Source organism: Corynebacterium wankanglinii, assembly GCF_013601005.1.
In the GTDB taxonomy this organism is placed as follows: domain Bacteria; phylum Actinomycetota; class Actinomycetes; order Mycobacteriales; family Mycobacteriaceae; genus Corynebacterium; species Corynebacterium wankanglinii.
Window position 1 is genome coordinate 20,291 of the sequence record NZ_JABFED010000004.1, and the last position, 20,795, is coordinate 41,085.

The 20,795-nt window shown below is 66.7% G+C and carries 20 protein-coding genes; 9 read left to right on the forward strand and 11 right to left on the reverse strand.

Annotated elements, in window-relative coordinates:
• Window positions 1-14: 14 nt before the first annotated feature.
• From HMA55_RS06550 to HMA55_RS06580, 7 genes are all read left to right on the forward strand, one after another.
• A complete protein-coding gene (locus tag HMA55_RS06550; RefSeq protein WP_181192272.1) occupies window positions 15-302 on the forward strand; it encodes a metal-sensitive transcriptional regulator in 288 nt (95 codons plus the stop codon).
• 55 nt (window positions 303-357) lie between these two features.
• A complete protein-coding gene (locus HMA55_RS06555) occupies window positions 358-1,470 on the forward strand; it encodes a sensor histidine kinase (RefSeq protein WP_181192273.1) in 1,113 nt (370 codons plus the stop codon).
• Entirely contained in the window at window positions 1,467-2,147 is a 681-nt protein-coding gene (locus HMA55_RS06560; protein ID WP_181192274.1) for a response regulator, read from the forward strand. The genes HMA55_RS06555 and HMA55_RS06560 overlap by 4 nt, the downstream gene beginning before the upstream one ends.
• Before the next feature lie 83 nt (window positions 2,148-2,230).
• Window positions 2,231-3,145: an ABC transporter ATP-binding protein gene (locus tag HMA55_RS06565; protein WP_181192275.1), complete on the forward strand. Its 915-nt coding sequence runs from the start codon at window positions 2,231-2,233 to the stop codon at window positions 3,143-3,145.
• Window positions 3,142-3,888 (forward strand): ABC transporter permease, encoded by a 747-nt coding sequence (locus tag HMA55_RS06570; RefSeq protein ID WP_181192276.1) that lies wholly within the window; start codon window positions 3,142-3,144, stop codon window positions 3,886-3,888. Before HMA55_RS06565 ends, HMA55_RS06570 begins: the two co-directional genes overlap by 4 nt.
• A 3-nt stretch (window positions 3,889-3,891) precedes the next feature.
• Entirely contained in the window at window positions 3,892-4,641 is a 750-nt protein-coding gene (locus HMA55_RS06575) for an ABC transporter permease (protein ID WP_181192277.1), read from the forward strand.
• A gap of 14 nt (window positions 4,642-4,655) precedes the next feature.
• Window positions 4,656-5,465, forward strand: a complete 810-nt coding sequence (locus tag HMA55_RS06580; RefSeq protein WP_181192278.1) for a spermidine synthase — start codon at window positions 4,656-4,658, stop codon at window positions 5,463-5,465.
• On the opposite strand, the gene HMA55_RS06585 is transcribed toward HMA55_RS06580, so the two are convergent.
• The 7 genes from HMA55_RS06585 to HMA55_RS06615 all read right to left on the reverse strand — a co-directional run bounded on the left by HMA55_RS06585 (window position 5,392) and on the right by HMA55_RS06615 (window position 14,240).
• Entirely contained in the window at window positions 5,392-7,821 is a 2,430-nt protein-coding gene (locus tag HMA55_RS06585) for a bifunctional lysylphosphatidylglycerol flippase/synthetase MprF (RefSeq protein ID WP_257802479.1), read from the reverse strand. The two genes, HMA55_RS06580 and HMA55_RS06585, sit on opposite strands and share 74 nt — an antisense overlap.
• Entirely contained in the window at window positions 7,818-9,083 is a 1,266-nt protein-coding gene (locus HMA55_RS06590) for an alpha/beta hydrolase (protein WP_181192415.1), read from the reverse strand. The genes HMA55_RS06585 and HMA55_RS06590 overlap by 4 nt, the downstream gene beginning before the upstream one ends.
• A gap of 105 nt (window positions 9,084-9,188) precedes the next feature.
• Window positions 9,189-10,253, reverse strand: a complete 1,065-nt coding sequence (locus HMA55_RS06595) for a glycoside hydrolase family 25 protein (RefSeq protein WP_181192279.1) — start codon at window positions 10,251-10,253, stop codon at window positions 9,189-9,191.
• 51 nt (window positions 10,254-10,304) lie between these two features.
• Entirely contained in the window at window positions 10,305-11,414 is a 1,110-nt protein-coding gene (locus tag HMA55_RS06600) for a cysteine desulfurase family protein (RefSeq protein WP_181192280.1), read from the reverse strand.
• A 10-nt stretch (window positions 11,415-11,424) separates the two neighbouring features.
• Window positions 11,425-12,564, reverse strand: coding sequence for a THUMP-like domain-containing protein (locus HMA55_RS06605; RefSeq protein ID WP_181192281.1), 1,140 nt, complete (start codon window positions 12,562-12,564; stop codon window positions 11,425-11,427).
• Complete coding sequence (locus HMA55_RS06610; protein ID WP_181192282.1) at window positions 12,554-13,429, reverse strand: NUDIX hydrolase; 876 nt, start codon at window positions 13,427-13,429, stop codon at window positions 12,554-12,556. Before HMA55_RS06610 ends, HMA55_RS06605 begins: the two co-directional genes overlap by 11 nt.
• Window positions 13,430-13,445: 16 nt before the next feature.
• A complete protein-coding gene (locus HMA55_RS06615; RefSeq protein ID WP_235961842.1) occupies window positions 13,446-14,240 on the reverse strand; it encodes an ABC transporter ATP-binding protein in 795 nt (264 codons plus the stop codon).
• Between the two features lie 162 nt (window positions 14,241-14,402).
• Between HMA55_RS06615 and HMA55_RS06620 the strand changes: the two genes are divergently transcribed.
• The gene (locus HMA55_RS06620) at window positions 14,403-16,430 is read left to right on the forward strand and encodes a maltotransferase domain-containing protein (protein WP_181192284.1); all 2,028 of its coding nucleotides are present in this window, start codon (window positions 14,403-14,405) and stop codon (window positions 16,428-16,430) included.
• A gap of 9 nt (window positions 16,431-16,439) precedes the next feature.
• Complete coding sequence (gene glgB, locus HMA55_RS06625; RefSeq protein ID WP_181192285.1) at window positions 16,440-18,629, forward strand: 1,4-alpha-glucan branching protein GlgB; 2,190 nt, start codon at window positions 16,440-16,442, stop codon at window positions 18,627-18,629.
• On the opposite strand, the gene HMA55_RS06630 is transcribed toward glgB, so the two are convergent.
• Genes HMA55_RS06630 through nucS form a run of 4 tightly spaced genes read right to left on the reverse strand, consistent with a single transcriptional unit; the run spans window position 18,626 to window position 20,776 of the window.
• Window positions 18,626-19,480, reverse strand: coding sequence for a tetratricopeptide repeat protein (locus HMA55_RS06630; protein ID WP_181192286.1), 855 nt, complete (start codon window positions 19,478-19,480; stop codon window positions 18,626-18,628). The two genes, glgB and HMA55_RS06630, sit on opposite strands and share 4 nt — an antisense overlap.
• 3 nt (window positions 19,481-19,483) lie before the next feature.
• Window positions 19,484-19,786 carry an MTH1187 family thiamine-binding protein gene (locus HMA55_RS06635; protein WP_181192287.1) on the reverse strand — a complete coding sequence of 101 codons (303 nt, stop codon included), beginning with the start codon at window positions 19,784-19,786 and terminating at the stop codon, window positions 19,484-19,486.
• Between the two features lie 10 nt (window positions 19,787-19,796).
• Complete coding sequence (locus HMA55_RS06640; RefSeq protein WP_181192288.1) at window positions 19,797-20,084, reverse strand: hypothetical protein; 288 nt, start codon at window positions 20,082-20,084, stop codon at window positions 19,797-19,799.
• Window positions 20,084-20,776 carry an endonuclease NucS gene (gene nucS / locus HMA55_RS06645; protein ID WP_181192289.1) on the reverse strand — a complete coding sequence of 231 codons (693 nt, stop codon included), beginning with the start codon at window positions 20,774-20,776 and terminating at the stop codon, window positions 20,084-20,086. Before nucS ends, HMA55_RS06640 begins: the two co-directional genes overlap by 1 nt.
• Window positions 20,777-20,795 lie beyond the last annotated feature (19 nt).

The following is a 20,795-nucleotide window of genomic DNA, read 5'->3' on the forward strand; positions in this document are numbered from 1 at the left end:
CATCCAGGAGGCCCATGATGAACGACCACGGCTACATCGGCGATAAAGACCGCTACCTCGCCCGGCTCAAACGTATCGAGGGGCAAACCCGCGGTATTCACCGCATGATCGACGAAAACGCCTACTGCATTGACATCCTCACCCAGATCAGTGCCGTAAACGCGGCGCTGAAGGGCGTGGCATTGGGTTTGTTGGAGGACCACTTGAGGCACTGCGTTGCCGGTGCGATCAGCGACGGGCAAGATGCTGACGCCAAGATCGAAGAGGCGTCCGCCGCTATCGCTCGACTGGTGAAATCCTAATCGTCATACCGCAGTACGACGCGGCTGCCCGCGGCGGCAAGTAGCGTGGACGGCCATGAACTTTTCCACTACCCGCGCAGTGCGGATCCGCAATGCGGGCATGGCAGCGTTCATGCTGGTCGCCTGCCTAGTTGGGCTGCTGCCGGATTCGCGGCAGTTGGTCGTCGGGCTCGCACTGCTGGCCTGCGCCGTTGCGGCCCCGTTTACCCGCTGGCGCTGGCCGCTGGAAACGTTCGCTGCGATCCTTACGGTGCTCATTCCCGCGGCGTTATGCAACACGCTCCCCGTCGGCGCAATCGCCGTGGCGCCGTTCGCCGCCTACATCGCCAGGCGCCACCTGCCCGCCCCGCACCGCGACATCGCCACGGGTGCACTGCTGCTTGGCGACGCCGCAGCCACCGCGTTCGTCATCCCCGCGCTTACCGCGCTCGAGCCTGCCGAGCGACTCCCCTACGTCTTCTGGAGCATCATTCTGCTGACCGTGGCGCTGCTGTTCGGCGAGCTGCGCCGCCGTGCCGAGGAGACCGCGGAGAAGGATCTGGCCCGACAGCGTGAGCAGTTCGAGCGCGATGCCCAGGAGCAGCGCGCCCACCTCGCGCGAGAGATCCACGACATTGTCACCCACTCGCTGACCGTCATCGTCGCGCAGGCCGACGGCGCGCGCTTTGCCGCCACCCCGGAGGCGAAGGACGAGGCGCTGCGCACCATCGGCAACGTCGGCCGCGACTCGCTGCGCCAGATGCGCGGCGTGGTGGAGCTGCTCCGCGACGCTGAACAGCGCCCCCTTGAACCAGCAACGCAACTGGACATCGACGGCCTGGTCGCCACCAGCCATGCGGGCGGGCTTAACGTCGCATACACCGCCGAGGGCACCCCTCCCGAGCACCTGGCCCCGGCCACCGCGCTTACCGTCCAGCGCATCGTGCAGGAGTCCCTGACCAACGCCATGAAGCACGGCACCGGCCGCGCCGACCTCGCGGTGCGCTGGGGCGCAGATAACGTCGTGGTAGAAACGACGAACCCGGTCGCTCCCGGCGCGACCACTCGTCCGGGCCACGGAGTGGAGGGCATGCGGCAGCGCGCGGCGCTTTCCAGCGGCACGGTGACCGCATCCGCCACCCCCGCCGGCACCTGGACCACAACGGCAAGGATCCCGCTGAACTCATGATCACTCTCGGACTCACAGACGACCAAGCGTTGTTTCTCCACGGCATCCGCAACGTGCTGGACTCCCAGCCGGACATGGAGGTCCGCTGGCTCGCCGCGAACGGCGAGGAGGCAGTGCAGGCGTGCGACAGCGATCCGGTGGGCATTGTGCTTATGGACGTGCAAATGCCCGTCCTCGACGGCATCGCCGCCACCCGGCGTATCACCCAGCACCATCCGGACACCAAGGTGATCGTGCTGACCACGTTCGACGACGAGGACTACGTGCTCGGCGGGATTGGCGCGGGCGCGAGCGGGTTCCTGCTCAAGGACACGGAACCGGAGGCGCTGCTGGACGCGATCCGCACGGTTGCAGGCGGTGACGCGGTGATTTCGCCGAGGGCGACGAACCAGATCGTCGCAAAGCTTGCTGCTCCGACAGAGGAGGCTGTAGCCCTGTCCCGCGCGGACCGCCTCGCGCTGGGTGAGCTCACCGAGCGCGAGCGCGAAGTACTCATCGCGATTGCCCGGGGCTGGAGCAACGGCGAGATCGCCGAGCGGATGTTCATCTCCATGCCCACGGTGAAGACCCACGTGGGCCGGGTGCTGGCGAAGACGCAGTCGCGCGACCGGGTGCACGCGGCACTTTTCGCGTACCGGACCGGGTTGGTCTCGCGCGCGGACCTGCTGGATTCCTAAGCCGCGTCATACCTGGGTATCACGCCCAAAATCGTGCCCCGCGCCGACGCGGAAGACCCGTGCTATGCGCGAACCTTGAACGCATGGAAACACCAATCATTTACACCCGGGGTCTGACCAAGACCTACGGAAACACAGACGTTGTCCACGACCTCAACCTCGAAGTCCAGCCGGGCGTGGTGCACGGGTTACTCGGGCCGAACGGCTCCGGCAAGTCCACCACCATGAAGATGCTGCTCGGGCTGATCGCGCCGACCGGCGGCGAGATCACGATGCTGGGCCAGCCGATCACCCGCGCCAACCGGGCGAAGGTGCTCTCCGGCGTCGGTTCGCTCATTGAGGCGCCGGCCGCCTACCCGCACCTGACCGGCGGGGAGAACATGCGCATCGTCACCCGCCTGCTCGGCGCCGACAAAGAACGGGCGCGCCGCGCGGTACGGCTTGTGCGCCTTGAAAACCACATGGATAAGCTGGTGAAGAACTACTCGCTGGGCATGAAGCAGCGTCTCGGCATCGCGATGGCGCTGGCACGTGACCCGCAGCTTCTGATCCTGGACGAGCCCACCAACGGCCTCGACCCTGCCGGCATCGAGGAGATCCGCGAGCTGATCATCAGCCTCGCCCGCGACCACGGCCGCACCGTGCTGGTGTCCAGCCACCTGTTGTCCGAGATTGAGAAGATGGCTTCGGATCTGACCATCATCAACCACGGCGAGCTGGTGTTTCAGGGCCCGCAGGACGAGCTCTACAGCGCGCAGCTGCCGGACGTGTTCATCCAAACCCCTCACCCGGATGCGGCCGCCGAGGTGCTGCGGGCGCTTCACCCCACCTTCGTCGAGGGCGGCCTGGAGCTTTCCGGGCTTAGCGACGCCCAGGTCGCCGAGACTTGCGCCCATCTCGTCTCCCACGGCGTGCCGCTGCACCAGGTGGTGCGCAAGCGGCGCACCCTGGAAGACGTCTTCATCGGCCTGACGGGCAAGGAGGCGATGGGCGCATGATGGTCGAGTTTGCCAAGCTCAAGCGCACCAAGATCGTCTGGCTGTGCCTGCTCATGTGCGCGGGCAACGTGCTGTTTTCCAACATGAACCTGTTCGCGGGCGATCCCATCGCAGATTTCCAGGCCGACCCGCACACCCAGTGGGCCAGCCACCTCGTCGGGCTGGGCATGGCCCTGGCGTTTCTTACTCCCCTGCTGCTGGCGCTGGTGGCCAGCCGCATTGTCGACGCGGAACACGCAAGCGGCGGGTGGCGGCTCAACGCCATTGCCGGCACGAGGCCGGGGACGCTGCTTTCCCGGAAGTTCGCCGTGGCCAGCCTGATCGTGGTCTTGTTCACCGCGCTCGAATTCGCCGCAGCCCTCGCCCTGCCCGTCGCTTTGGGCGCGCCCGCGCCTAGCGGGGCAATGGTTTCCACATGGCTGCGCTTCGGGCTCGGGGCCTTGGGCACCAGCATCGCCCTGTTGGCCGTGATGCTGCTGCTCGCGGCGGTGGTCGATTCACAGATCGTCGTGTTGGGCGTCGGCATCGTCGGCGGGTTCTTGGGCGTCGCCGCGCTGCTGTCCCCCGCCTGGCTCGCAGCGCTGAACCCCTTCGGCTACTACGCCGTGCTGCTGCCGTTCGGATTCACCGAGTCGGGCGTCGCTCCAACCCAGCCCGGCTGGTGGCTGTGGGCCGCATACCTTGTCCTCGCCGCCGCAGTGTTCATCGCAGGTTCGAGGGCCCTGAACCGGAAGGAAATCTAAACCATGCACCTGATCACAAACGACCTGCTGAAGTTCAAGCGCTCCCACATGTGGGCGGTGGTGGTCCTCGTGCCGCTTATCGCCGTCGGCATCGGCGCCGGCAACTACTCCGCCAATGCCGAGACACTGTCCGTGGGCTGGGACAGCTACTTCTCCCAGATCATGCTCTTCTACGGCATTCTGTTCTGCACCGCCGGCATCGCGGTGCTGGCCGCCTACGCCTGGCGCGTGGAGCACCGGGGACACAACTGGTTGACCATGCTCACCTCCACCCGCGGCACCGGCAGCCTGGTGGCCGCAAAGATTGCGGCGATCAGCATCGCGGCCGCGACGATGCACGCGGTGCTGGTGATCCTCGCGCTCGTTGCCGGTTTCGCCCTGGGCGTACCGGGCGCGTTACCCGTCCACCTCCTCGCCGCCGCTGCGCTGTCCCTGGCACCGATAGTGGCGGTGGCGGCCTGGCAGTCGCTTCTCTCCATGGTCATCCGCAGCTTCGCGGCCCCCATCGGCATTGCCGTGATGGCCAGTCTCATCTCCTTCGGCGCGCTCGCATCCGGCATGCCCGGCGTGCGGTTCGTCTCGGCGCCGGCGCTGCTGTCGGAAACGCTGTGGCTGGGCAGCACGGCCGTCGCCAATGCCGGCGCACTCGACTTCGGGACTGTCCTGAGCGTGATCCTCGCCTCGGCCGCGCTCACGACAGCCGCGTGGGCCGCCTCTGTGGCCTACCTGCGAGGGACCGACGCGCGCCTCTAGTACTCTCACCTGCCATGGCCGCAAAAAGCGAGTTTTACGAGATCGACACTGGTGTCGCCGAGATCCTCCACGAGCCGGACGGCTCCATGGTTCTCTTGATCAACGGTGTGCCCAGCTCCCACATCGTTCCCGGCGAGCCCACCCGTCTCGACTTCGAGTACATGCGGTGGATTGCGGACTTCCTCGATGCTTCCTACCCGGACGAGGCGAAGCCGAAGTCGCGCGTGACTCACCTCGGCGGCGGCGCATGCACGCTGGCGCGCTACTTCGCCGCGGCGTGGCCAGGCTCGCGCAGCACGGTCGTGGAGATCGATTCGGAGCTTGCCGTGCTTGCACGCGAGCTTTTCGACGTCCCAAGGTCCCCCACCGTCAAGATCCGCGTCGGCGACGCCCGGGAGGTCACCGATGGGTTCAAGCCGGGGACCCGCGACGTGATCATCCGGGACGTGTTTTCTTCGGCCACCACGCCGCGGAGCCTGACCACGGTGGAGTTTTATGCGGCTGCGTGGACGTCGCTAAGCGAAGGCGGCCTCTACGTGGCCAACTGCGGCTCGCACGCGGACCTGAAGGAGGCGAAAGACGAGCTTGCCGGCATGTGCAAGGTGTTTCCGCACGTCGCAGCCATCGCGGACCCGCCGATGCTCAAAGGCCGGCGATACGGCAACATCGTACTCATCGGCGCTGGAACTCCGCTTGAGGCGAGCGACGTGCTCACCCGCAACCTACTCATGGGTGCGGTGCCGGCGCAGTTTAAGGACGAGGTGTGGTGCCGGAAACTGGCTGCTCAGGCGTCGGCGCGTTTCGACGGCCCAGGAACTCCCTGACAACGGCCGCGGCGTCAGCGGCTTTCATGTCCGGCAGGTAGCAGTGCACCACCGCCAGGCCGATGGCGGGAAGTGCCAGCTCGTCGTCGTAGGCCAGGTACCAGCCGCGGTGCTCAGGGTGAAACTTGTACTTGCTGGCAGCCAGCGAGCGGAAACCGTAGAGCGGCTCGATCGTCGCCCCGGCTTTGTCCAGCAGGATCTCCAGAAAGTCGGTCGCTTCATCGCTGCGCGCCAAGGGTGCACCCGACAACGACACCCAGGAAAGGCCCTGCTCACTGGCGATCACCGCCGCCTCAGCCAGGAGAAACTCGATGACAGGGCGGAACCCGTCTGCATCCCGGCGCATGAAATCGAGCGTGTAGCCGACGAGCGTGCCGTCCTCGTAGACCGGCAGCCAGCTGGTCACCCCATGCAGGCGGCCGTCCTCGCCCACGGCGAGCAGGAGCTTGGTGTCGGGATCACGCAGCTCCTCGACGGTGCCTAACGTGAATCCCATCTCGGGTAAGGCTTTATCCGCCACCCAGTCCTCTGAAAGCGCCGCGATCTTCTCGCGGACGTCAAGGTCGGCCTCGGCCCAGCTCGTCCACACCGCCTGCACGCCTTCCTTCTCGGCGCGGTTGCGCGCGGTGCGGATGTTCTGGAATTTTTTGCCCCTAAACTCCACATTCTGCGCAGACAGCACAGACTCCTCGGCGACGTGGATGCGCTTGAAACCCGGGCGCTGGAATGAATCGTCCACCGAGTACCACGCAACGCGCCAGCCCTGCGTCGCGGCGAACTGCTCAAACGCCTCCGCGACAGCATCACACGACACGGGCCCGGCGTACACCGGCCCGCCCACGGTCACCGCGACACCCTGCGCAACGCGGTAGGCCACGTACCCTTCACCGCCTGGCACTTCAGTGAAAAAGTAGGAGTTGGCGTCCCACAGTCCCATCGCCGCGAGGTGGTCGCCGGTGCCGGAGTGAAAAATCCGCCGGGCACGCTCACGGTCGCGCTCGTGCGCCGCAGACGGGGCGGAAGTAAGGACCCGGACCGCCGCCCACAGGGCGACAGCCCAAAACACGATCCCGACCCACTCGTACAACGCCCATGCAGCGGCCGACTGCGGAAACACATGGTGCGTAAGCTGGACGGACACGGCAGGCGGCGCGTACCGGTACACAAGCTCGGCCAAGACCGCCGCGACAGTCGGCTCGGCCATGAACCCGTCGCGCAGTACAAACGCCCCGCCAATCCACGCCGCGGCAGTTGCCACAAAGGCGGCGATGAGCGGGCGGAGGCCCGGGCGCCAGGAGGACGCCACGGTGAACCGACGGCGGTTCCAGCCGAGCACCACCAACGCAACCGTCCAGGGCAGCACGATCAATGCGGTGTTGATGGCGAGGTTGGGGCTGACCGAAGGGGCGTCGAAAAGCGCCTGCCAGGCGATGACCGCGATGGACGCGGCCGAGAACACCACCGCAGCGCCCCAGGCCAACCTCCGGCCCCGAACGAGCCCGAACGCCAACACCAGCGCGAGCGCAAGCGGCACCAAGTTCAACAGCAACGGTCCCACGCCGTGCTGCTGGTTGACGGCAACCGCCTGGCGGCACGCAGTACTCGCCGGATCGACGCACGCTTGCGCAACTTCCCTGGCAGCCACCGCCGGCTCCCACATCAACGCGCTCACCCCGGCAAACGGGCCCTGCGCCCCCGGGTTCAATGCGGTCACAACGGGGCCGACGCAGACCGAGGTAAACAGCGCGGCAACAAGCACACGTGATTCACGCAGCGAGACCCTGCGGTTGGGACGGGTAAACCCGACGGCGAGGACACCGGCGAACCACCCCACCAGCACAGCAGTCAACGCGGCGACAGCCGATAACGTGCCGGCGTAGAGCACGAGCGTGGCGGACAGGGCAACCATGAGCAGGCGCAGGCGGCGGCGCCACAGCACGTTCATCATCGCGGTGGCAAACGACGCAGGGCCAAACACCCAGGCGGCCGGGGAAAGATACACCTCGTTGACCAAATCCGGGCCCCACAGGTTAAATCCAGCACGCTCCACCGCCGCGCCGAGAATGCACGCCGCCGGCATCACCACGCCCTGCGCTGCGGCGGCCGCGACGGCGAACCGGCGGGAGCCGAGCACGTGCTCGGCGGGCAGGGCAAACATCGCCGCGCCCACGGTAAACACCACGAGAGTCCACGGATGCGCGGCGGTGAGCCCGGCCGTGATGAAGTGCCACATGTGCGCGTCCGCAGGCAGGTTGTAGCCGAGCGCCTCACGCGGGTGCAATCCCGCCAACGCACACACCGCGTACCCGGCCCACATGGTGATGGTCAGCGCGATGGTTACCGGGAACCGTTTCACTGCAGCCCTCCACGTTTCGCCGCGAAAGCGAAGTTGTCGCGCAGCGCCGCACGCCACACCTGGTAGCTATGCGCGCCGGGCAGCGTGGAGTACTCCGTGCTCATACCCGCCTGCCTCGCCAGGAAGTTCAGGTGCGGCAGCGCCTTCGTCGCCATGGGGTCGCGCTCGCCGGAAACGAACCGCCCCGCAATGTCCGCGTACCTACCAGTGCCTACCGCCCTGGTCAACACCGACGCCGGGTTGACGGCGCGAAACGCTTCTTCGTCTCCGCCGAACAGCTCGTTGACGGTTTTGTCGTGGTTGCCAACGGAAGGCTCGGGCTCTCCAGAGAAATCGAGGAAGGTTCCGTAGGCGTCCGGCGCGTTGGCCACCACCTGCAGCGAGCAGGTGCCGCCGTAGCTCAACCCTCCGATCGTCCAGGAATGCTGGTCCGGGTTCACCCGAAATGTGTCCTTGAGCAGCGCCGGAATGTCTTCAGCCAGGTAGGTCTGCATCTGCAGCTGCGGTCCGTCCACGCATGCCGGGTTGCCGGTGGTGGAGCCTGTGCCGTCCACGCCGACGACGATGGGCGAGACCCCGCCGTGCTCAACTTGGTAGGCGTCTGCGGTCTCGTCCGCCTGCCCGTCGGTGAACCACCCCATGGGGTAGCCCGGACTGCCGCCCAGCAGCACCATCACCGGCAATGTGGCGCCGTGCCAGTAGGCGGGCGGGACGTAAGCGATGGCGTCGCGCATCGGTGGCGCCGGGACCGTCACCAGCGCGCCAACTTCACGCCCGTCCAACGTGGGCGCCTGATCGCTCTGCTGGAACTGCTCAAGTGTCATCGTCACTGCAACCGGTGTGCGTTTGAACGATCCCACCGTCGGATACTGCTGGTATTCCAGGTTGACGCAGAGGTATCCGAGCAGCACGGCCGGCGCCACGATCAGGGTGAGGGCCAAGTTGGCCCACCACGGCCGGCGCGGACCCAGCACGCGAAGCGGCAGCCACGCAAGTACGGCGCACAGCGCCACGAACACCGCGACACCTGTGCCTGCGTAGACGAACCACGGCACCACGTCCGGGAACGGCTTCGGCCACACTGTCAGGCCGAACACCGCAGCCGCCACAGCCACCGCCGCTAAGGCGACGGCCACAAGAATACGCCGGGCCCCACAGCGTATTCCCCCGAGCAGAAACACCGCCGCCGCGGTACAGGCGGCGAGGGCCACTGCGATGGCGATTGCAGCGGGCCCACCCACCACGGGCAACGACCAGATCATTTGCACAGGGAGTAGGTTTACTCCTCCCCTAACGTGCGCCCCACCCTCTTCGGCGTGTTATGCCCCGCCTCTCAGAGACTTTCCAGCTCCCGGCGGCGCTGGACGCTACCCCTTGTTCGCTTCCTTCGCGGCGTTGTCGAGCAGGATGAGCAGGTCACCGATTTGATAGTTGCCGATCATCATCTTGCGCAGGTCCTCAACGGGCAGCTCGCCTTGGCCTGCTAGCGCGCGGACCAGGCCCGAGATGTTGTCCGCATCAGTCGGGTCGAACCCGGCGAGACGGGCGGCGTCGATAAGCTGCTGCGCACCCATGCCGCCCGCGGCGAGCGCGAGGATGGCCACAATCAGCGCCGTATTGTCCTGCTCGAGCACCTTCAACTCGCCCGAGTCCGGGGCCTGGAACGCCTCGAGCACTCCGCCGCCGGCGCGCAGGTCGCCGGCCGCGAACTGGCCCAGCTGGCCGGCGTTGCCGTTGAAAATGTTCATGTCTACGGGCGTGTTGATGCCCACCACGCGGCCGGACTCGCTGCGCTGCCAGATGCTGATCTTGTCCCAGCCGCCCACCGGGGCCGGCGGCTGGTTCTGGTACGCCGCTAGCCACAGCGGGTACGAGGTGAACGCGTTGGTGTTGTTCATCCGTTCGTACCAGAAGTAGCGGTAGGTGTAGATCATCGGGCGCTTGCCGGTACGTGCCTCCACTTCGGAAAGGAAGGCCTGCGTCCACCCGGCCAGCTGCACTGGGCCAAGTCCTTCGTCCACCTCCAAGTCGAGCACCGGCGGAAGCTGGGTCGCCGGGCCCGCGTTGACCACGGAAGCGAAGTAGCGCGCCTGCGCGATCGGATCCTCCGCCGGACGGGCGTAGTGGTAGGCGCCCACCTTCAGACCCGCGTCTGCGGCGGTCTTGGCGTCCTCGTCGTAGAAGTCGTTTTTCCAGCCGTCGCCCTCAGAGGCTTTGACGAATGCGAAGTCCTGCCCGCCAATAGTGCGCACGGAGCGCCAGTCGATGGCGGCGCCGCCCGGGCGCTGGTGGCCCGCCACGTCCACACCGGACACAAGGCCGGGGAAGGACTGGGCGTCGGCGGGCTCAGACAGGGGGTTGACCGCGCTTAGCCCCAAGGCAATGGCGGTCACTGCGGCGGCAGCGGAACGAATGCGGCGGGAGATCTGCATGGCAGACACACTAAAGCACTCAAGTCACACAAACCACACGCGACACGCGCCTCACAGCGCGCCCGCCGCCCGAGCCCGCACCACCACTTCCGGGATCGCCGCGAGGAACGCATCCACGTCCGCGCGCGTATTGGTCCGCCCCACCGTCACGCGAAGCGCCCCCATCGCCTCGCGCTCGGAGTACCCCATCGCCTCCAGCACGTGGCTTAAGCGCACCACACCGCTTGCGCACGCGGACCCGGCCGAGACCTCAATTCCCTGCACGTCCAGCAGCATGATCAGAGCATCCGCGTTCGCGCCGGGAAACATGAAGTGCGCGTGCCCGGGCAAGCGGGGCTCCGGCTTCACGACGATCACCTCCGGCACCGCCGCCTCCACCCCCGCGATCACCGCATCGCGCAGGCCCCGGATCCGCGCCTGCTCCTGCCCCATCTCGGCGACGGCCTCCTCCAGCGCGGCCGCCGTTGCCGCCGCGCTGGCCACGTCCACCGTGCCGGAGCGGATGCCGCGCTCCTGCCCGCCGCCCAGGATCACCGGCTTGGGCGCGGGCGAGCGCCGGGCGAGGAGGATCCCCGTGCCGCGCGGCCCGCCGAACTTGTGCGCGCTGGCCGCAAGCGTTGCAGCCCCGAGTGCGTGAAAATCGACCGGCACGTGCCCCACCGCCTGCACGGCGTCGACGTGCACGGGTGTGCCGGCGGCACCCGCGCGCAACACCGCCTCGCGCACCGGCTGGATCGCGCCGGTTTCGTTGTTCGCCCACATCACGGCCGCCACCGCGGCCGGGGCATCCAGGGCGCTCAGGTCCTCCACGACACCGTCGCGCCCCACGGGCAGCCAACTAGTCTGGCCGAGAGACTTGACCACCTCCAGCACTGCCGGGTGCTCTATCGGGGTGGAGACGACGCGACCGCCTCCAGCGGCGTCCCACAACCCGCGCACACCGATGTTGTTCGCCTCCGTACCCGAGCCAGTAAACACAACCTCGACTGGATCGGCTCCCAGCGCCGAAGCGATGCGCTCGCGGGCATCGGCAAGCACCGCGTTGGCGCGGCGACCCGCCGCGTGTTGGCTGCCGGCGTTCAGTGCACCGGCGTGTTCGACCCATGCGTCGATGGCGCTTTGGCGCATGGGAGTGGTGGCTGCGTGATCGAGGTAGACCATGCAGGACAGGTTAGGCGTGCACGCGCGGGCCGCACACATGCGCCACCGCGTCGTTGCCGATGCGCGCGATGACCACACCCATCTGCCTGCTCCCTCGCAGCTTGAGCTTCTTGCGCAGCTGGTCCGGATCCACGTCCACGCCGCGAACGAGGATCTCCGCGCTGCCCGCCCCATGGGCGGCAAGCGCCCTCTTCAGTGCGCGTAGCGGCACCGCCTCGATGAACTCGAAGCCGCTGTAGCCCGCTGGAATTGCCTCGCCCGTGGTGTACGCGATGTGCTCGTCGAGCATGCTGAGGCTGTGCCGTGCCGCCCACTGCCGCACCAGCCCGGCGCGCACAACGGCCCCGTCCGGCTCGATGATCCACTGCCGTGGCGCGGTGACCTCTACCTCGTCGGGCTCGGTGTCGCTCACACGCTCCTCGACGTCCCTGAGCACGACCGCTTCCCTGCGCGTTCCGCCCGCCAGCCCCGGCGTGTACAGGCACGCCTCCTTCACGCCGCCGTCGACGGAGACAACGCTGACCAGGCCTTCCCACCCGGAGTAGTCGATGCCCGGCGCGCATTTGACTGCCAGCTCGCGGCCGCTGTGCGCCTCCAACACGTCCGGCAGCGGCGGCAGGAGTTTGGCGGGATCGGTGATGCGCTTGCCGCCCGCGCGTCTGGCGGGGTCCGCCACCACAACGCCGCCGGTGCTTACGGGCGCGAGCGCGTCGGCGCGCGCAAGCCACGCGGTGGGGCCTAGGTTGTGGCGCGCCATGATCAGCCGTGCCGCGTCTAGGTCGGATCCGAACCATTGCATGCCAGCGCGCAAAAATGCTGGCGCCTCCGAACCGATGGAGCAGGTCACGTCGTGGACGAACTCGGCCCCAGCGGCGGCGATGCGCTGAGCTCTTACGCGGGCAACGCGCGCAGGGGTGGCCTGCTGGGCGGCGTCGGCGTCGGTAAGCCAGTGGCCCGGGAATTTGCCGGCGGCCGCGCGCCGGGAGGCGATGAGGACGCTCACCGCGCGTGCGTAGTCGCCGAAGCGGCGGTCTAACACCGCCCGGTCAGCGAACACCGACGATGTGGTGAGCGCAATATCCGGGGCCACGTCCGCGATTTCGGCGGCGTGAGCGGACAAGAACCTCGCTTCCTCAACGCTAAATCCCACTGCGGCGTCCAATCCTGTCTACGGGGATGAAGGTGTAGAAGTCGCGGTAGCGCTCGTCGTCAACCGGGTCTCCCAGCACCGGCGACAGGATGGAGGTGTCCGCAGCTGCGAGTACTTCGGCAGTGTCTTCAAACCTCGTGATCTCCGAAAGTTGCGCCCACGTGGACGGGGCGAGACGAACCAGGCCGTGGCGCCAGCCGTCGAGAAGTAGCCGGGGTGGAAACCAGTTCGCGTCGTCGGCCTCGTCGGTGTCCGCGTCCGGCTCCTGTCCTTCAGGCTGGGCGGCGACGAAGGTGAAGGTGTCGAACCAGTTCCCGCTTTCAGAACGGCCCACCCACCGCGCGAAGGGCTTCAGTAGGTCGCCGCAGACATTGAGGTTGGATTCGCGGAGCACGTCGGTAAGCGACAGCTCGTGCGACTCCAACTGCAGCCTGCTGTCGTGGAACGGCCGCGCGTCGTCGAGCAGAACACAATCGTCGTCTACAGCGAGCAGCGTGCCGGTCTCCTCGAACAGCTCGCGCACCGCCGCGAACATCAGCGCGTGCGCCTTGTACTTAGTCACGCCCAGTTGGCGGGCCAGAGCAATCGCGGAGCGGCCCAGCCATAGCTCGCCGTCATCCCACGCCCGCGGTGGAAAGTCGCGGGAGTCCACCCCGCCGCCGGGAAACACCGTAATGCCCGGGTAGTTCGGCATGGAGAGCACCCGCTCTTGCATCCACACCTCGAGGCCGTCTGCGCCGTCGCGCAGCAGCATCACCGTCGCTGAGAGGCGGGCACCCTGGAACCCGCTCTGCTCACTGACGTCGATGCTGTCGGCGACGTCGTGCGTATGTACGCCCGGCGTGTTGTTCCTCTCCGTGGGCATGACGGCTCCCCCAGGCTTACGCCCGGTGCGCACCCCCGCGTGCGGCCCGAGCCCGGCGCGCGAAGTAGCGCCCGTCGTCGTTGGTGACCTCAATGGGCTGGTGGTAGGCGCGGGAGACGTTTTCGGAGGTCAGCACATCGTCGATGAGGCCCTGGGCGACCACTTCGCCCTCGTCCAACAGCATCGCGTGCGTGAAGCCTGCGGGGATCTCCTCCAAGTGGTGGGTGATCATGACAATGGCCGGGGCATCCGGGTCCATGGCCAAATCCCCCAGGTAACCCAGCAAGTCCTCGCGCCCGCCAAGATCCATGCCGGCGGCCGGCTCGTCCAGGATCAGCAGCTCCGGGTTGGTCATCACCGCGCGCGCGACGAGCACACGCTTCTTCTCGCCGTTGGACAAGGTGCCCCAGCGCCGGTCCATCAGGTGGATCGCGCCGACCTGCTCCAGGACCTCGAGTGCCTGCTGGTAGTCCATCTCGTCGTAATCTTCACGCCAGCGGCCGAGAATGGCGTACCCAGCCGAGACAACTAGGTCGCCCACCTTCTCGTCTTCCGGCACCCGCTGGGCCACGGCTGAGGACGTCACGCCGATGGCTGCCCGCAGGTCCCGCATGTCGGTCGCTCCGACGCGCTCGCCGAGGATGAAGACGGTGCCCGCCGAGGGGAACTCTTGCGCCGAAGCCATGCGGATCAGGGTGGTCTTGCCGGCGCCGTTGGGGCCGATGACCACCCAGCGCTCATCCAGTTCCACCTGCCACGTCACGGGCCCCACCAAGGTGCGGCCTCCGCGGACAAACTCCACGTCGCGCATGTCCACCAGTAGGTCTGGGTCCGTGGTCGGCGGCGTCAATGGTTGAGCGTTTTCCTCGTTCGTGTTCACGCACCCCATCTTTACCTATTTCAGCCCGCGTGTGTGGGAGGCCCGCGCTACCCTGGCATACGGAATGCAGGCAGGTTGAGAGGGTCCGGAATAATGGTTGCTCGCTTTGGAATCGACGATGTGCGTCCTCAGGTCTCTGGCCGCACGTTGCCCGCAAAGGCGGTGGTCGGCGAGGTGGTGCCGGTCTCTGCGCTGGTGTGGCGCGAGGGCCACGACGCGGTTGCCGCCACGCTGGTGTTGGTTTCCCCTTCCGGCGAGCAGTTCGCGGTACCCATGCACCAGGAGGTCTACCGCCCGGACTACGTCCATGGCGTCTTCGTCCCCCACGAGCAGGGCCTGTGGCGCTACCGGGTGGATGCATGGAGCGACGTCATGGCGACCTGGCGCAACGCGGTGGAGAAGAAGCTCGCCGCGGGGCAGACGGAAGCCGAGTTGGCCAACGACATTGCCCATGGCGCGGACCTGTTCGCCGCAGCGATCGCCCAGACCCCGTCGCCGGAGGTGCTGGAGCAGGCTCGCACGGCGCTTCTCGACGACACGATTCCGCTCGCCGACCGCATCGCTGCGGGCGTCTCCCAGGACGTGCGAGACGTGCTGGAGCAGCACCCGCTGCGCGAACTCGTCACCCGCGGCCCGGTTGCCGACATCCTGGTGGAGCGCCGCGAAGCGCTGGTGAACTCCTGGTACGAACTGTTTCCCCGCTCCACCGGCGGCGTGGACGCGGACGGCAACCCTGTTCACGGCACCTGGGCCACCACCGCCGCCCAACTCGAGCGCGTCGCCGACATGGGCTTCGACACCGTCTATTTCCCACCTATCCACCCCATCGGCGAGGTCAACCGCAAAGGCCGCAACAACACTCTGACCCCAGAGGACGGGGACGTCGGCTCGCCGTGGGCAATCGGTTCGAAGCACGGCGGCCACGACGCCTTCGACCCCAACCTGGGCGGCGAGGACGAGTTCCTGGACATGATGGACCACGCCAACGAGCTAGGCCTGGAAATCGCCCTCGACTTTGCGCTGCAGGCTGCGCCCGACCACCCGTGGGCGAGCGAACACCCGGAGTTTTTCACCGTGCTGGCGGACGGCACCATCGCCTACGCGGAAAACCCGCCGAAGAAGTACCAGGACATTTACCCGCTGAACTTCGACAACGCCCCGGAGAAGCTCTACGCGGAGATTTACCGCGTGATCATGTACTGGGTTGACCTCGGCATTACGACGTTCCGCGTGGATAACCCCCACACGAAGCCGGTGGATTTCTGGCACTGGCTCATTGCCAAGGTGCATGAGACGGACCCGGACGTGATCTTCCTGGCCGAGGCGTTTACCCGCCCGCCGCGCATGTACGGCCTGTCTAAGGCGGGCTTTTCGCAGTCCTACACCCACTTCACGTGGAAGACCACCAAGGCGGAGCTGACGGACTTCGCCCAGCTCCTGGTGGACGTGGCCGACGTGTCCCGGCCCAACCTCTTCGTCAACACCCCCGACATCCTCCACGCGTCGCTGCAGCAGGGCGGCCCGGCAGCCTTCGCACTGCGCGCTACCCTCGCGGCCACGATGAGCCCGCTGTGGGGCGTGTACTCCGGCTACGAGCTCTACGAGGACCGCCCCGTTGCCGAGGGCAGCGAGGAGTACCACGACAGCGAGAAGTACCAGCTCCGCCACCGCGATTTCGCCGCGAAGCTGGAAAGCGGAGAGTCCCTCGAGCCGTACCTGACGCTGCTCAACACCATCCGACGAACCAACCCAGCGCTGCAACAGCTGCGCCAGATCCGCTTCCACGACATCGCCAACGACCAGATCATCGCCTACTCCAAGGTGGACGCGATTACCGGCAACGCCGTGCTGGTGGTCATCAACCTGGATCCCACGTCCACACAGGAGGGCATGCTGCGCTTCGACGCCTCCGCGGTGGGCCTGGGCGACGGCGCCGCCTTCGAGGTGCACGATCTCATCACGGGAGAGACTTACACCTGGACCGCCACCGAGACCGGTAACTTCATCCGGCTCGCGCCGGAGAAAAACGTGGCGCACATTTTCCGGTTGCCGGAGGTGCCGAGACAACGTCGAGAAGCACTTGCGTACCGTCAGATCTCAGACCACGATTACCGCCCTTAAAGGAACGCTATGAACACCGACCTGCTCATCCCAGACGGCGACCGCCAACGCCTCATCGAGTGCAAGCACCACGCGCCCCACGACTTTTACGGCTGGCACCGCGTGGAGACGGGGTCCGTGGTGCGCACCCGCTTCCTCGGCGCGGACAACGTCGAGCTGCTCATCCACAACGCCGCGCACCCCATGGAGCCCATCGGCGACGACATCTGGGTAATCGCGCTTGACGACGAGCATTCGCCCGACTACCGCCTCCGCGTCACCTACCCCGGCGCCGAGCCACGCATCGTGGCGGATGCGTACCACTTCCTTCCCACCCTCGGCTCCCTGGACCTGCACCTCATCGGAGAAGGCCGCCACGAGCGCCTCTGGGAGGTCCTCGGGGCGAACGTGCGCTCCTACGAAACTTCCCTCGGAGAAGTCCGCGGAACCTCCTTTGCCGTCTGGGCGCCCAACGCCCAAGGCGTGGCCGTCATCGGCGAGTTCTGCGGGTGGAACCCAAACCAGTACCCCATGCGCTCTCTCGGCGCGTCCGGCGTCTGGGAGATCTTCATCCCCGGCGTCGGCGACGGCGACGCGTACAAGTACGCCATCCAGACCCCCGACGGAGTGCGCGTGGACAAGGCTGACCCGCTAGCGAAGCGCACGCTCACCCCGCCGGAAACCGTGTCAGTGGTTGCAGCACCCAGCGAGTTCCAGTGGACCGACAACGAGTGGATCAGCGCCCGCGCCGGGCTCGACACCACCAATTCCGCGATGAGCGTCTACGAGTGCCACATCGGCTCCTGGAAACAGGGCTCCACCTACGCAACGCTCACCGAGGAACTCGTGCCGTACCTGGTGGACAACGGTTTCACACACGTGGAGTTCCTGCCCGTGGCTGAACACCCCTTTGGCGGCTCCTGGGGCTACCAAGTCACCGGCTACTACGCGCCCACCGCCCGGTGGGGCACGCCCGATGAGTTCCGCAAGCTTGTGGACACCCTCCACGCCAACGGCATCGGCGTGTTGGTGGACTGGGTGCCCGCCCACTTCCCCAAAGACGCCTTTGCCCTGGCCCGCTTCGACGGCACCGCCCTCTACGAGCACCCAGACTGGCGCCGCGGCGAGCAGAAAGACTGGGGCACCTACGTCTTCGACTTCGGTCGCCGCGAGGTGCGAAACTTCCTGGTTGCCAACGCGCTGTACTGGTGCGAGGAGTTCCACCTTGACGGCCTGCGCGTGGACGCCGTGGCCTCCATGCTCTACCTGGACTACTCCCGCGAGCCCGGCGAGTGGCTACCCAACCAGTACGGCGGCCGGGAGCACTGGGAAGCTGTACAGTTCCTCCAGGAAATGAACGCCACCGTGCACCGCGAGCACCCCGGCGTGCTCACCATCGCGGAGGAATCCACCGCCTGGCCGGGCGTGACCGCACAGACCGATGCGGACGGCCTGGGGTTCTCCCTGAAGTGGAACATGGGCTGGATGAACGACACGTTGGAGTACTTCTCCCTCGATCCCATCCACCGCTCCCACCACCACAACGAGATCACATTCTCCCTCGTATACGCCTTCTCCGAGCGCTACGTCCTGCCGTTTAGCCACGACGAGGTCGTCCACGGCAAGGGGTCGTTGTGGCAGCGCATGCCCGGCGACGACTGGAACAAGGCAGCCGGCCTGCGTGCCCTCTACGGCTACATGTTTTCCCACCCCGGCAAGCAGCTGCTATTCATGGGCTGCGAGTGGGGCCAGACCACCGAGTGGGACGAGGCGAATTCGGTGAATTGGGACAACCTCGCCGATAGCTGGGGGCACGATTACCACCGCGGCGTGCAGCGCCTTGTGCGCGATTTAAACCTGGTCTACCGGGAAACCCCCGCACTGTACTCCCAGGACAACACGCCCATGGGCTTTCAGTGGGTCAAGGGGGACGATTCCGCGAACAACATCCTCGCCTACGTCCGTTGGGGCGTAGACGCCACCCCGGTGCTCGCGGTGGTGAACCTCTCTGGCACCTCCCAGCCCAACTACCGCCTCGGCCTGCCCGAGGCCGGCGAGTGGGAGATGCTGATCAACACCGACGACGCCGTCTACGGCGGCGCCGGCAACGACCTGCCGCGTGTGCTACGCGCGGAGCCCACCGAGTGGGACCGCTTCGAGCAGTCCGTTGCACTGCACGTGCCCGCAATGAGCGCGCAGTACTACATCCTGCGCCGCTAGAACAGCGTGCTGGCCAGCCGGGTGCGCGCCGCGATCACCCGCGGGTCGCCCGGCTCCAGCAGCGACAGCAGCTCCAGTAGCCGCTCCTTGGCGCGCGGCTCGGCCTTGACCAGCCTGAGCAGCCGGTCGAACGCCGCCTCCGGGTCGTCCGCGACAAATTCCCTATCCGCGAGGTGCAGCTGCCTATCGACGTCATCCTCCGGCTCCCCCTGCCCCTGTACGCGCTTGAGCACAGCGACGGTGGCCTTCGCCTGTTTGATATCCGCATTTGCGGGATCGTCGGCGAGGATCTCGTCGTAGACCGCCGTAGCGCGGTCGAAGTCGCCGGCGTTGAGCGCCTCGGTGGCCTGATCCAGGCGGGGATCCTCGGCGGGTGCCTCCGGAACGCCGTCGTCAGGCAGGCCCTGCAGCTGCGGGCCTATCTGGCTGACCAGAGCGCCGACCCACTGCTCGAGCTCGTTCGCCGGCTGGTTGCCCTCAAAATTGGCCACCGGGCGCCCGCCCGCGAGGGCGACCACCGTGGGTAGCACTCGCACACCCATCGCCTGGGCAACCTGCGGGGCGGTGTCGGCGTCGAGGTAGGCCACCATGAACGATCGCTGGCCTGCAGAGAGCTTCTCAAACTGCGCCTTGAGCGACTCCGAATCCGTGCTGCGCGAGGTGCCAATCAGCATCACGACGGGTATTTGCATGGAGCGCTCAAACACCTGCTGCTCCACGCTTGCCTCATCCACGGAGATAAACGGCTCGAAACCGCTAGAGCCCTGCTCCTTGCCAGCGCTGCCCGCTCCGTTGCGGTCAACCAGAGCCCCGAGATCGATTGCGCCGCCGGTGAACTGCGGGTTCGTCATGTTCTACGCCTCCAAGTGCTTGTTCAAAGACTCCACCTTCTGGTGCAGCATATTCTCGTACCCCGGGCGAATATCCGCCTTGACTACCAAAGACACTCGCGGAGAGACCTCCTCCACCGCCTGGGTGGCCCGCTTGATCACGTCCATCACCTCGTCCCACTCCCCCTCAATGGTGGTGAACATCGCCGTGGTCTCGTGCGGAAGGCCCGACTCACGAACCACCTTCACAGCCCTAGCGACAATGTCGGACATCTCCGCATTGGAATTGTGTGTCATGGTCGGAGCCACAGAAAACGCTGCAATCATGCGACCAAGTCTAGCGCCGCTCCCAGCAGTGCTCGTGCCAGTGCCTGCGGTCGTCCGCGCCCCGCCCGGTATCGCGCGGCCAGGCCACGACGTGCGCCACACCCGGCGGGATGTTCTGGTTGCAGCCCGGGCACACGTAGTACTTCGTAGCCGCCGCGGACCCGATCTGGCGGACCTTAAAAATCTCGCCGTGGGTCCACCTCGGCCCTTCCATCTCCTGGGTGCCGATGAACGTTGAGCCGTCTCGCGGCAGCACGTAGCGAGGGGCTTGATACTGGCGCCGGTTCTTCCTGGGCATTAGAACAGCCGCAGCTCTGCCGACTCGATGCCGCGCAGCTCGTCGTAATCTAGCGTCACGCACTCGAAGCCGCGGTCCCCGGCCAGCGTGCGCGCCTGCGGCTTGATCTCCTGGGCGGCAAAGACCCCCCGCACAGGCCGCAGCAACTCGTCGCGGTTGAGCAGCTCCACATAGCGCGACAGCTGCTCAACGCCGTCGATACCGCCCCGCCGCTTCACCTCCACAGCAAGGGTTCCGCCTTCGGGGTCGCGGGCGAGGATATCGACCGGGCCGATGGCCGTGGGGTACTCGCGACGCACCAAGGTCACCCCCTCACCCAGGGTCGTGATGTGCTCAGCCAGCAGCTCCTGCAGGTGGGACTCCACACCATCTTTGACCAAGCCAGGGTCCACACCGAGTTCCCTCGTCTCATCCAGCAGCACCTCGGACAGCGTGATGCGTAGCTGCTCCCCCTTCGGGTTCTCCACGATCCACACCTGCTCGCCCGTGTCTTCCCCATCCACGTCCACCACATTTTCGACGCGAGTCGTGCACGGCGGGGTCATCCAGTTCAAGGGCTTATAGGCGCGGTCGTCCGCGTGGACAGACACCGAGCCGTCAGCTTTCACCATGATGAGGCGCATGGCTTCCGGCAGGTGCGCATCAAGGCGGCCGACGTAATCCACGGAGCAACGAGCAATGACGAGACGCATGCAGCTCAGGGTACAGCTG